Raw genomic sequence first — 12,241 nt, forward strand, 5'->3', positions numbered from 1 at the left:
TGTGTGCGGCGCGCTTCGGGCACCCCGGCGCGCGTGGGGCCGGGGTGGGCCGACGTCAGATGTCCAGGAAACGGACGTCCTTGGCGTTTCGCTGGATGAACGAGCGGCGGGCCTCGACGTCCTCGCCCATGAGGATGGAGAACAGGTCGTCGGCGGCGGCCGCGTCGTCCAGCGTGACCTGGCGCAGGACGCGGTGCTCGATGTCCATGGTCGTGACGCGGAGCTCGTCCGCGTTCATCTCGCCCAGACCCTTGAAGCGCTGCACCGAGTCGTCCTTGATGCGCTTGCCCTGCTCGCGGCCGAGCTGGATGAGGCTGTCGCGCTCGGGGTCGGAGTAGGCGTACTGGTACTCGTCCCGGCTCCACTTGATCTTGTAGAGCGGCGGCTGGGACAAGAACACGTGCCCGGACTCCACCAGCGGCCGCATGAAGCGGAAGAGCAGGGTCAGCAGCAGGGTGTTGATGTGCTGGCCGTCGACGTCGGCGTCCGCCATCAGAATGATCTTGTGGTAGCGGAGCTTCTCGATGTCGAAGTCCTCGTGCACGCCCGTGCCGAACGCCGAGATCAGCGCCTGCACCTCGGCGTTCTGCAGGACCTTGTCGATCCTGGCCTTCTCCACGTTCAGGATCTTGCCGCGGATCGGCAGGATCGCCTGGTACTCCGGGTCGCGGCCCGACTTGGCCGAGCCGCCCGCCGAATCGCCCTCGACGATGAAGATCTCGCACTTGGCCGGGTCGTTGGACTGGCAGTCCGAGAGCTTGCCCGGCAGCGACGCCGTCTCCAGCAGCCCCTTGCGCCGCGTCAGGTCGCGCGCCTTGCGGGCCGCGACCCGGGCCGTGGCCGCCTGGATGCCCTTGCGGATGATGTCCGCGGCCTCGTTCGGGTTCCGGTCCAGCCAGTCCGTCAGGTACTCGTGGACGATCCGCTGGACGAAGGTCTTGGCCTCCGTGTTGCCCAGCTTCGTCTTCGTCTGGCCCTCGAACTGGGGCTCGCCCAGCTTGACGGAGATGATCGCGGTCAGACCCTCGCGGATGTCCTCACCCGTGAGGTTGTCGTCCTTCTCGCGCAGCAGCTTGCGGTCGCGCGCGTACCGGTTGATCAGGCCCGTCAGCGCGGCGCGGAAACCCTCCTCGTGGGTGCCGCCCTCGTGCGTGTGGATCGTGTTGGCGAAGGAGTAGACCCCCTCGCTGTACTGGTTGTTCCACTGCATGGCGACCTCGACCGACAGCATCCGCTCGCTGTCCTCGGCCTCGAAGTCGATCACCGTGTCGTGGACCAGCTCCCCCTTGCGGGAGTTGAGGTAGCGCACGAAGTCCGCGATGCCGCCCTCGTAGTGGTAGCGGACCGCGTTCGGGCTGCCCTCCTCGTCGACGTGGCCCTCGCGCTCGTCGGTCAGGGTGATGGTCAGGCCCTTGTTGAGGAAGGCCATCTCCTGGAAACGGCGGGCCAGCGTCTCGAACGAGTACTCGGTGGTGTCGAAGATGTCACCGTCCGCCCAGAACGTGACGACCGTGCCGGTCTCGTCCGTGGCCTCGTTCTTCGACAGCGGCGCCGTGGGCGTGCCCAGCTTGTAGTCCTGCGTCCAGCGGAACCCCTCGGTCCGCACCTCGACGGCCACCTTCGTCGACAGCGCGTTGACGACGGAGACACCCACACCGTGCAGACCGCCGGAGACCGCGTACCCGCCGCCGCCGAACTTGCCGCCCGCGTGCAGCACCGTCATCACGACCTCGACGGCCGGCTTCCCCTCCGAGGGGACGATGCCCACCGGGATACCGCGCCCGTTGTCGGTCACCCGGACCCCGCCGTCGGCCAGCAGCACCACGTCGATGGTGTCCGCGTGGCCGGCCAGCGCCTCGTCCACGGAGTTGTCGACCACCTCCTGCACGAGGTGATGAAGACCACGCTCACCCGTCGACCCGATGTACATACCGGGGCGCTTGCGGACCGCGTCCAGGCCCTCCAGGACGGTGATCGCGCTCGCGTCGTACGCCGCCGGGTCAGCCGTGCCGACCGGCGGCGCCGCGGGGTCCGGTGCGGGGTCACCGCCGTGCTCGGGGGATACCTCCGCGGGCTGCGGCGGAGTCGTCTGCTCGTTCTCGTTGAGATCGCCGGAATCGGCCACGAAGCGCCCTTTCTGGCACAGCACAGGCCGTCTCCAGGGCAATGCGGAGCGGCTGCGTCGTTCGACATGTTCCGCAACGGTGCGGTAGTCCCCCAGTGTACCGGTGACTCAGATGTGAGTGGGGGTTTGCCGGTGCCTGAGTTGGCATGTGCCGCCCTGAACTGGCGTCCGTCGACTCCCCATATCTGGAGAGGGGGGCGAAGAGCTTCACAGTGGCGCTGAGCGCTTCGACCCGTCTCCGGCTGTCCCGAAGCGCGCACACACCGCGACGAGCCCGCGGAAAACCCCCACGAACCCACCCGAAACCCCCTCGGTCAGGGGTCCGAAAACCCGCAGGCGTCACCCGGACCCCACCCGCAGTCCCCGCCCGCGGTGCCACCGGCCGACCTCACCCGTAGGTGTCTCCCGGCCCCCTGCTGCCCGGAGCCCGCAGCGGCCCGTACCCCCTGCGCGGCGCCTCCGGACCCCGCACCTTGATCATTCTCACGGTGCCCTGCCCCAGATCCTCGTTCAGCCGCGCCACCAGCCGCGGCGCCAACAGCCGCAGCTGCGTCGCCCACGCCGTCGAATCGCACCGCACCGACAAGGTCCGCTCCTCCTCGTCATACCGCTGCGGCTCACAGTGCTGCGCCACCTGCGGCCCCACCAGCTGCGGCCAGCGCCCCATCACCCCACCGACCGCCGCCGGAGTCTCCCACCCCCGCTCCGCGATCAACCTGCTGACAGCCGCACCCAACGGCAACGGATCACGCCCGTCCCGACGCGCCCCCGACCGCAGACCGCCACCCCGCCTGGCCTGCCGACGCTGCTGCGCCTCCGCCCCCCGCGCCCGCGCCTGCTCCTTGGCGGCCCGCAACGCCACCCGCGCCAGATCCACACCACTGCTCGACTGCGGCTCCCTCCCCTCAGCAGGCCCCTCGGACCCACCCGAAGGACCTGACCCGCCACCCGGCGTCGCCGCACCGAAGCTCACAGCGCGTTCACCTCCCCATCCGCCACCGCGAACCGCGCCCCCCGCAAAACCTCCGGAACGTCCTCGGGCACCGCGGCCGTCACCAGCACCTGCTCGGCCGGGGCCACCAACCGGGCCAACCGCTCACGGCGCCGCGCGTCCAGCTCGGCGAAGACGTCGTCCAAGACCAGCACCGGCTCGTGCCCCTCGCTCTTGAGCAGCTCATAGGCGGCCAGCCGCAGCGCCAACGCGTACGACCACGACTCGCCATGGCTCGCGTACCCCTTCGCCGGCAGCTCACCCAGCCGCAACAGCACCTCATCCCGGTGCGGGCCCACCAGCGTCACCCCGCGCTCGATCTCCTGCTTGCGCGCCTCACCCAGCGCCCCCAGCAGCGCCCCGTACAGCTCCTCGGCCCGCCCACCGGACGCCGCACCGCCACCGTCCGAAAACGCCTCCGCCTCGGACACCCCCTCCGCCGCGGGACCCCGGTACGCGAACGCCACAGGACCGCCCCCGGGAGCCAGCGCCTCGTACGCCTTGTCCGCCAGCGGACCCAGCACCGCCAGCAGATCCAGCCGCTGCGCCAGCAACTGCGCCCCCGCCCGCGCCAAATGCTGATCCCACACATCCAGCGTCGACAGATCCACCCCGCGGCCCCCGTGCCGCCGCGCCATCGCCGCCGACTTCAACAGACTGTTGCGCTGCTTGAGCACCCGCTCGTAGTCCGAACGCACCCCCGCCATCCGCGGCGCCCGCGCCACCACCAACTCGTCCACGAACCGGCGCCGCTCACCCGGATCGCCCTTGACCAGCGCCAGATCCTCCGGCGCGAACAGCACCGTCCGCAAAACCCCCAGCACATCGCGGGGCCGCACCTGCGAGGAGCGGTTGATCCGCGCCCGGTTCGCCCGGCCCGGATTCAGCTCCAGCTCGACCAGCTGCTCCCGCTCGCCCTGCCGCACCTGGGCCCGCACGACCGCACGCTCGGCCCCCTGCCTCACCAGCGGCGCATCCGAGGAGACCCGGTGACTGCCCAGCGTGGCCAGATAGCCGACCGCCTCCACGAGATTCGTCTTCCCCTGGCCGTTCGGCCCGAGGAACGCGGTCACGCCCGGCCCCAGAGAGACCTCGGCCCGGGCGTACGACCGGAAATCGGCCAGCGAGAGATGCCTGACGTGCATCGGTGCGCCGTCAGCCCCCCGTGGGCGGCGTGACGTCGGCACCCGGGGAGTCGGCGCCCATCTCCCCCACCTTGTCGGCCGCGGTCACCGCGTGCCCACCGAACTGGTTGCGCAGCGCGGCGATCATCTTCATCTGCGGGGAGTCGTCCTGGCGGGAGGAGAAACGGGCGAACAGCGACGCGGTGATCGCCGGCAGCGGCACCGCGTTGTCGATCGCCGCCTCCACCGTCCAGCGGCCCTCGCCCGAGTCGGCCGCGTAGCCGCGCAGCGCCTCCAAGTGCTCGTCGCTGTCCAGCGCCTTGACCGCCAGGTCCAGCAGCCAGGAGCGGATGACCGTGCCCTCCTGCCAGGACCGGAAGACCTCACGCACGTCGGTCACCGAATCGGCGGACTCCAGCAGCTCCCAGCCCTCGGCGAAGGACTGCATCATCGCGTACTCGATACCGTTGTGGACCATCTTCGCGAAGTGGCCCGCACCCACCTTGCCCGCGTGGACAGAGCCGAACTCCCCCTCGGGCTTGAGCGCGTCGAAGACCGGCTGCGCCTTCGCCACGTCCTCGGCGGAGCCGCCGTACATCAGCGCGTAGCCGTTCTCCAGGCCCCACACGCCGCCCGAGACGCCGCAGTCGACGAAGCCGATGCCCTTGGCCCTCAGCTCCTCGGCGTGCTTCTCGTCGTCGGTCCAGCGCGAGTTCCCGCCGTCGACCACCAGATCACCGGGGGAGAGCAGCTCGGCCAGCTCGTCGACGGTCGACTGGGTGGCCGCGCCCGACGGCACCATCACCCACACCACACGCGGCCCGCTGAGCGCCCCCACCAGCTCCTTGAGGCTGCCGACGTCCGCGATGTCCGGATTCCGGTCGTACCCGATGACCGTGTGGCCTCCACGGCGGATGCGCTCACGCATGTTCCCGCCCATCTTCCCGAGACCGACCAGACCGAGCTCCATCACTGCCCCTTAGCTGTGTTTCCCGCGTATCTCGCGTTACCGCAGTTTCGTGCGCATTCGACCCTACGCCTCCACAGGCTGCGGACAGGGCGGCGCCGGGGACGGCCCGCCGGACATCCGGCGGAAGCCGGCGGTCCCCGACAACGGCGCCGGTGCCGGGGACCGTACGAGACCGCCGGGCACGTGCCGCGCAGCAGCGGACGGGACCGGCGCCGGGCGCCGGGGCGGAGCACCGGCCCGACAGCGGCGGAGGCGTCAGCCCGACAGCCGCACCGGCATGATCAGGTACTTGTACGCCTCGTCGGCCTCCGCGTCCTTGGCGGGACGGCCGCTCAGCAGCGCCGGCTTGGTCGAGGTGGTGAACGACAGCTGCGCCACCGGCGAGTCGATCGCGCTCAGGCCCTCCAGCAGGAAACCGGGGTTGAAGGCGATCGAGATGTCGTCACCGTCCAGATCGGCGTCGACGCGCTCCACAGCCTGTGCGTCGTCGCTCGACCCCGCCTCCAGCGTCAGCACACCCTGCTCGAAGCTCAGCCGCACCGGAGTGTTGCGCTCCGCGACCAGCGCCACGCGCTTGACGGCCTCCACGAACGGCGCCGTCTCGATCACGGCCACCGAGTTGAACTCGGTCGGGAACAGCGTGCGGTACTTGGGCAGGTCGCCCTCCAGCAGCCGCGTCGTCGTCCGCCGCCCGGCGCCCTCGAAACCGATGAGGCCCTCGCCCGAACCCGAGCCCGAGAGCGCCAGCGTGACGCTGTCACCGCCGCTGAGCGACTTCGCCGTGTCCAGCAGCGTCTTGGCCGGCACCAGCGCCACCGCGGAGGCCTCCGGCGTCTCCGGCTTCCACAGGAACTCGCGGACCGCGAAGCGGTAGCGGTCGGTGGAGGCCAGCGTGACCGTGTCGCCCTCGATCTCGATGCGCACACCGGTGAGCACCGGCAGCGTGTCGTCCCGCCCCGCCGCGATGGCCACCTGCTGGGCAGCGGCGGCGAAGACCTCACCGGGGACGGTGCCGGTGGCCGACGGCATCTCCGGCAGCGCCGGATACTCCTCCACGGGCAGGGTGTGGAGGGTGAACCGGGAGGAGCCGCAGACCACGGTCGCCCGTACACCGTCTGTGGAGATCTCCACCGGGCGGTTGGGCAGCGCGCGGCAGATGTCGGCCAGCAGCCGGCCCGACACCAGGACCGTGCCCTCCTCCTCGACCTCGGCCTCGACGGAGACCCGCGCCGACACCTCGTAGTCGAAGCCGGAGAGGCTCAGCGCGCCGTCGTCCGCCTTCAACAGCAGGCCCGCGAGCACCGGCACCGGCGGTCGGGCGGGGAGGCTCTTGGCCGTCCATGCCACCGCCTCCGCGAGGACATCCCGTTCAACCCGGATCTTCACCTTCAGCCGCCTCCCGCGCTGCCTGCTTACGTGCTGTTGCCGGGGACCAGTCTGACGCACGGGACCGACAGCGGGAGCGGGTGCGGGTCAAGTCGAGCCGAACCGGCCCGAGGCGCGAGGCGCCGAGTTGTGCACAGCCCCCACTTCGAAGCGAATCCGGGGCTCTCTAGGTGTCGTCGTAGTAGTAGGGGCTGTGGAAACCGTGGAAAAGCCCGTCTTCGCAGCTCAGAGCCGGAATTTTGTCCACCGCGCCTGTGGGTGGACCCGTGGATGAAGGGGCCTTCGCTGTGGACGGCGAAAAGTTCCCCACAACCCGCCCACAGGCAGAGGGGGTTTCCCCACAGCGGCGCCCACAGATTTACCCACCTTTCCCACAGCCCAATCCTCGGCCTCGATGTGACCGCTTTCACTCGGACCGGTGAGTGGGCGCGTTGCGTTGCCGAACAGTGGACAGTTCTGTGGAGAAGTGGCTGTTCACTGGGGAAAAGCGGCCTCATCCTGTGGGCGGGCGGTGGACAAGTCGCCGGGCCGCCGACGACCGCTTCGGCCCTCCACAGCTGTGGACAACGGCCGCCCACAAATACACAGGGGGATGACCTCGGCGAACACTCTCCCACGGGTCCGCTTGTGGACGCCCTTGGGACAACGGCGAGGGTCCCCAGGGTGTGGACGCGGTGAACCGGCCACAGCTGTGGACCGAGCCGCTCAACACCCTGCGAATCGAACAGCGAAGGGCCCCCGGGGAGAACTCCCCGGGGGCCCTGGGTGCCCGCAGGCCGCTCGTCGGCTGTTCGTCGGCCGCCGTCAGTCGCTCGTCGGCTGTTCGTCAGCGGGTGGGCGTCGAGCCGCGCGTCGAGCCGCGTCAGCCGTTCTTGATGCGGTTGGTCAGCTCCGTGACCTGGTTGTAGATGGACCGCCGCTCCGCCATCAGCGCGCGGATCTTCCGGTCGGCGTGCATCACCGTGGTGTGGTCGCGGCCGCCGAACTGTCCCCCGATCTTCGGCAGCGACAGATCCGTCAGCTCCCTGCACAGGTACATGGCGATCTGGCGCGCCGTCACCAGCACGCGGCTGCGCGAGGAACCGCACAGGTCGTCCACCGTCAGCCCGAAGTAGTCGGCGGTGGCCGCCATGATGGCCGGCGCGGTGATCTCCGGAGTGGCGTCCTCGCCGCCGGGGATCAGGTCCTTGAGGACGATCTCCGTCAGCCCGAGGTCGACCGGCTGCCGGTTCAGGCTCGCGAAGGCCGTCACCCGGATCAGCGCGCCCTCCAGCTCGCGGATGTTGCGCGAGATGCGGGAGGCGATGAACTCCAGCACCTCGGGCGGTGCGTTGAGCTGCTCCTGTACCGCCTTCTTGCGGAGGATCGCGATGCGCGTCTCCAGCTCGGGCGGCTGGACGTCGGTGATCAGCCCCCACTCGAAGCGGTTGCGCAGCCGGTCCTCCAGCGTCTCCAGCGCCTTGGGCGGCCGGTCGCTGGAGAGCACGATCTGCTTGTTGGCGTTGTGCAGGGTGTTGAAGGTGTGGAAGAACTCCTCCTGCGTCGACTCCTTGTCCGCCAGGAACTGGACGTCGTCGACGAGCAGGATGTCCATGTCGCGGTAGCGCTTGCGGAACGCGTCCGCCTTGCCGTCGCGGATGGAGTTGATGAACTCGTTGGTGAACTCCTCCGAGCTGACGTACCGCACGCGCGTACCCGGGTACAGGCTGCGCGCGTAGTGCCCGATCGCGTGCAGCAGGTGCGTCTTGCCCAGGCCTGACTCGCCGTAGATGAACAGCGGGTTGTAGGCCTTGGCCGGAGCCTCCGCCACGGCGACGGCCGCGGCGTGCGCGAAGCGGTTCGAGGCCCCGATCACGAAGGTGTCGAAGAGGTACTTCGGGTTCAGCCGTGCCGTCGGCTCCCCCGGCCCGGTCGCGGGCGCGGGCTGCGCGGCCAGCGGCCCCGGCGCGCCGCTGGGCGCGGGCAGCTGGGACGGGCTGTCGTAATGCGGGGCGGGCGGCCGCCCCTGCGGCGGCACCTGCGGCCGGGGCCGCTGCTGGTGCTGCGGCTGTTGCGGCGGCTGGTGCTGGTGCTGCGGTTCGTAGGCGTCGTACGACTGCTGGTCATAGCTCGGCTGGTCATAGCTCGGCTGGTCGTAGGACTGCTGCTCGTACGGCTGCGGCTCGTAGCCCTGTTGCTCGTACCCCTGCTGCCGGTGGTCGTAGTGCTGGGGCCGCTGGCGCTGCGGGGGGTAGGGGTCGCGCCGCTGCTGCTGCCACGAGGACGGTCCGGGCGCGTGCCCCGGGCCGTGCGGATACTCGGGGTAGGCGGAGCGGGCCCCCGGGATCTCCCGGCTCTCGTACTGCTCGCGGCCCTCGTACTGCTCGTAGCGCTCCGGCTGGTCGAACCGGTCCTGCTGGTCGTAGCGGTCCTGCGGCTCGAAGCGGTCCTGCGGGGCCTGCGGCTGATCCTGGTGATCGGGGGCGGCCGGCGCGGACGGGGGCCCTGGCTGCGGGCCGCCGTATGGGGGCCCGCCCTGCTGGGGGCCGCGGTCGTCGCGCTGGTCGTAGCCCTCGTACGTCTCGCGCGGTGGGTAGCTCTCGTACGCCGGTTCGTAGGCGGACTCCCGCTGCGCGTGCTGGGGCTGCTGCTCGGGGGCCGGTGTGGGCGACGGGATCGAGGCGGCGGCCGGCGGCGCAGGGGGTGCGGGCGAGGCGGCCTGCGGCATCGGCCCCGTCACGGTGATCGCCAGGCGGATCGGCTGCCGGCACTCACGGCTCAGCGCTTCGGTGATCGCCGGGGCGAGCCGGCCCTCCAGGACCTGCTTCGCGTACTCGTTCGGTACGCCCAGCAGTGCGGTGCCCGAGACCAGCACGAGGGGCTGGCAGTCCTGCAGCCACCGCTGGTCCTTCGCCTCGACGCTGCTCCCCTCGCGCCCCTCGCGCAGAAGCTGTTCCAGCACCCGTGGCCACACTGCGGCAAGATCGGCAGGTAGGTCAGCCACAGGGCACGCTCTCTCACTCGCTGGGTGACGGGTCACTCGCTGGGTGACGGTCGTCGTCCGGTGACCGACCAGGTCCCTCGCATGTGTGGTTCCGGGGACGGTCGGGAAGAAAAGGAAGTTCGGCCACGGTAGTCACGCGGACCTGCCCCGTTCAAGTCGTTGTCCACAGGCTGTGCACGAGTGCTGTACGGGTGCCGTACGGGTGCGGTAGTGGGCGCGGGCGGGGCGCGGTGCGGTGCGGAGGGGGTGCGGCCGGGCCGCAGGACCCGTGGGCGGGTCCCGGGTGCCCCGTCGGCGCGGGTTTGACCGGATGGCGTAGGCGCGCGTACCGTAACCAGGTCGAGTGTCGACGGCTGCTGCCGCCTGCCTCCGATGGGCAAGATCGCAGGGTTCGCCCGACCGATCATGAAGCGGTGCACACTCGGGCGTTGCGAGCTACTCGTGGGCGCACGGTGACAGCCAGTCGACTCCCCACACCCTGTCCTGCGGTGTTCCGTGGGACACGAAGCATCCCTGGAGCCCCCGAGTGAGCAAGCGCACCTTCCAGCCGAACAACCGCCGCCGCGCGAAGACCCACGGCTTCCGGCTGCGCATGCGGACCCGCGCCGGCCGCGCGATCGTCGCGAACCGCCGCAGCAAGGGTCGCGCCCGCCTGTCGGCCTGAGCGGCCTGACCACAGGTCCATGACGTGCTGCCTACCGAGAACCGGCTGAGGCGGCGCGAGGACTTCGCGACCGCGGTACGCCGAGGACGCCGGGCCGGACGCCCGCTCCTCGTCGTGCATCTACGCAGTCAAACGGACCCGCACGTGTCGGAGGGGGAGGTCCCTCCGACACGTGCGGGTTTCGTCGTGAGCAAGGCCGTCGGCAACGCCGTCGTCCGTAACCGTGTGAAGCGGCGTCTGCGCCCTCTGATGCGCGAACGTCTGTGCAAGCTGCCCGCAGGTAGCCTGGTTGTCGTACGGGCGCTGCCCGGCGCGGGAGAGGCGGACCACGCTCAGCTGGTCCGTGATCTGGACGCCGCGCTGCGGAAGCTGCTCAAAGGGTCCCCTCGCTCTGCCGACTCGGGGGACAGCCCCCGCGATCCCGGCCGTGAACCGGGAGGGAGAGCGCCGTGAAGTACCCGCTGCTGTGGTTGATCAAGCTGTACCAGTGGACGATCAGTCCGATGCTCGGCCCCGTGTGCCGGTACTACCCGTCGTGCTCCCACTACGGCTACACGGCCATCCACCGCCATGGCGCCGTGAAGGGGACGGCACTGACGGCCTGGCGCATCCTGCGCTGCAACCCGTGGTCGCCCGGTGGCGTCGACCATGTCCCCGCCCGGAAGCACCCGGTATGGCACCAGCGGATCCGCTCCCGCTGGCAGCAGCACCGGACCCAGTCCAACGCCCAAGGAGCCTGATTCGTGGACACGATCCTGAGTCCTCTCTATACCGCTGTCTCCTGGATCATTGTCCAGTTCCATTCGCTGTTCGGCCTGGTCTTCGACCCGGACGGCGGCTGGGCCTGGGGTCTGTCCATCTTCTTCCTGGTGGTTTTGATCCGGATCTGTCTGATCCCGCTCTTCGTGAAGCAGATCAAGTCGACCCGGAACATGCAGGCGCTCCAGCCGAAGATGAAGGCGATCCAGGAGCGCTACAAGAGCGACAAGCAGCGCCAGAGCGAAGAGATGATGAAGCTCTACAAGGAGACGGGCACCAACCCGCTCTCCAGCTGCCTGCCGATCCTCGCGCAGTCGCCGTTCTTCATCGCCCTCTTCCGGGTGCTCAGCCACATCGCGGACAACAAGCCGGTGGGCGTGCTCAACGCCGAGCAGGTCGACAGCGCCCGTAGCGCGAAGATCTTCGGTGCCCCGCTCGCCGCGAAGTTCATGGACGGTGCCGAGCAGGTCAGGGACCTGTCCGCGTCCCTCGTCGACGTCCGCGTCGTCACGGTCATCATGATCGTCCTGATGTCGGCGTCGCAGTTCTACACGCAGCGCCAGCTGATGACCAAGAACGTCGACCTGACGGTGAAGACGCCGTTCATGCAGCAGCAGAAGATGCTGATGTACGTCTTCCCCGTGATGTTCGCCGTCTTCGGTATCAACTTCCCCGTCGGTGTCCTCATCTACTGGCTGACCACCAACGTGTGGACGATGTGCCAGCAGCTCTTCGTGATCAAGCGCAACCCCACGCCCGGCTCCCGCGCCTACACGGAGCGCCAGGAGCGGCTGCGGGCCGCCGGCAAGCTGAAGGAGGACCCGAAGGAGGTCGAGGCCCGCGAGGCCGCAGAGGCCGCCAGGTCCCGCCGTCAGCAGCCCAAGCGCCAGACGAAGGCACAGCGGCAGGGCGGCCCCCTCGCCGCGGGTTCCAAGCAGGGTGGCGCCTCCTCGGCCACCGCGTCGCTGGAGAAGGACGAGTCCGACTCCGCCGAGAAGGCCGACTCCGCCCAGAAGTCCGGCACCACCGGCGGCTCGGCCACCGGCAAGGGCGGCCAGAAGAGCGCGGGCCAGAAGAGCTCGGGGCAGAAGGCGTCGGGTAAGCAGCAGGGCGGCGCCAAGCAGAGCGGTCAGAAGCAGGGCGGTGGCCAGGCCAAGTCGGGTCAGAAGAAGACCGGGCAGCAGCGCAAGGGCCCCCAGCGTCCCAAGCACCCCTCCAAGAAGTGAGCACCGAAGGAGT

Annotated in this window: 10 protein-coding genes; 4 read left to right on the top strand and 6 right to left on the bottom strand. The window is 70.0% G+C overall.

Annotation, left to right across the window (positions count from 1 at the left end; genetic code table 11):
• Positions 1 to 55: 55 nt before the first annotated feature.
• The 6 genes from gyrB to dnaA form a co-directional block, all read right to left on the bottom strand.
• Positions 56 to 2,149, bottom strand: a complete 2,094-nt coding sequence (gene gyrB / locus DTL70_RS32220) for a DNA topoisomerase (ATP-hydrolyzing) subunit B (protein ID WP_114025562.1) — start codon at positions 2,147 to 2,149, stop codon at positions 56 to 58.
• A gap of 364 nt (positions 2,150 to 2,513) precedes the next feature.
• Entirely contained in the window at positions 2,514 to 3,098 is a 585-nt protein-coding gene (locus DTL70_RS32225; RefSeq protein WP_425470430.1) for a DciA family protein, read from the bottom strand.
• Positions 3,095 to 4,261 carry a DNA replication/repair protein RecF gene (gene recF / locus DTL70_RS32230; protein ID WP_114025564.1) on the bottom strand — a complete coding sequence of 389 codons (1,167 nt, stop codon included), beginning with the start codon at positions 4,259 to 4,261 and terminating at the stop codon, positions 3,095 to 3,097. The genes DTL70_RS32225 and recF overlap by 4 nt, the downstream gene beginning before the upstream one ends.
• A 10-nt stretch (positions 4,262 to 4,271) precedes the next feature.
• Positions 4,272 to 5,210, bottom strand: coding sequence for a phosphogluconate dehydrogenase (NAD(+)-dependent, decarboxylating) (gene gnd, locus DTL70_RS32235; RefSeq protein ID WP_114025565.1), 939 nt, complete (start codon positions 5,208 to 5,210; stop codon positions 4,272 to 4,274).
• Positions 5,211 to 5,465: 255 nt separating this feature from the next.
• A complete protein-coding gene (gene dnaN, locus DTL70_RS32240; protein ID WP_114016800.1) occupies positions 5,466 to 6,596 on the bottom strand; it encodes a DNA polymerase III subunit beta in 1,131 nt (376 codons plus the stop codon).
• A gap of 862 nt (positions 6,597 to 7,458) precedes the next feature.
• Entirely contained in the window at positions 7,459 to 9,579 is a 2,121-nt protein-coding gene (gene dnaA / locus DTL70_RS32245) for a chromosomal replication initiator protein DnaA (protein ID WP_114025566.1), read from the bottom strand.
• 526 nt (positions 9,580 to 10,105) lie between these two features.
• Between dnaA and rpmH the strand changes: the two genes are divergently transcribed.
• From rpmH to yidC, 4 genes are read left to right on the top strand one after another with little or no spacing between them, the layout of a single operon-like run.
• Positions 10,106 to 10,243: a 50S ribosomal protein L34 gene (rpmH, locus tag DTL70_RS32250; protein ID WP_016906158.1), complete on the top strand. Its 138-nt coding sequence runs from the start codon at positions 10,106 to 10,108 to the stop codon at positions 10,241 to 10,243.
• A gap of 24 nt (positions 10,244 to 10,267) precedes the next feature.
• Positions 10,268 to 10,696 carry a ribonuclease P protein component gene (gene rnpA / locus DTL70_RS32255; RefSeq protein WP_114025567.1) on the top strand — a complete coding sequence of 143 codons (429 nt, stop codon included), beginning with the start codon at positions 10,268 to 10,270 and terminating at the stop codon, positions 10,694 to 10,696.
• Complete coding sequence (gene yidD, locus DTL70_RS32260) at positions 10,693 to 10,983, top strand: membrane protein insertion efficiency factor YidD (protein WP_114016797.1); 291 nt, start codon at positions 10,693 to 10,695, stop codon at positions 10,981 to 10,983. Before rnpA ends, yidD begins: the two co-directional genes overlap by 4 nt.
• A gap of 3 nt (positions 10,984 to 10,986) precedes the next feature.
• Entirely contained in the window at positions 10,987 to 12,228 is a 1,242-nt protein-coding gene (yidC, locus tag DTL70_RS32265) for a membrane protein insertase YidC (protein WP_114025568.1), read from the top strand.
• Positions 12,229 to 12,241: the final 13 nt, after the last annotated feature.

The organism is Streptomyces diacarni (genome assembly GCF_003323715.1).
Classification (GTDB): Bacteria; Actinomycetota; Actinomycetes; order Streptomycetales; family Streptomycetaceae; genus Streptomyces; species Streptomyces diacarni.

Coding starts and splice junctions, on each gene's coding strand:
- recF (WP_114025564.1), bottom strand. CDS start 4,261: ATGCACGTCAGGCATCTCTCGCTGGCCGATTTCCGGTCGTACGCCCGG.
- gnd (WP_114025565.1), bottom strand. CDS start 5,210: ATGGAGCTCGGTCTGGTCGGTCTCGGGAAGATGGGCGGGAACATGCGT.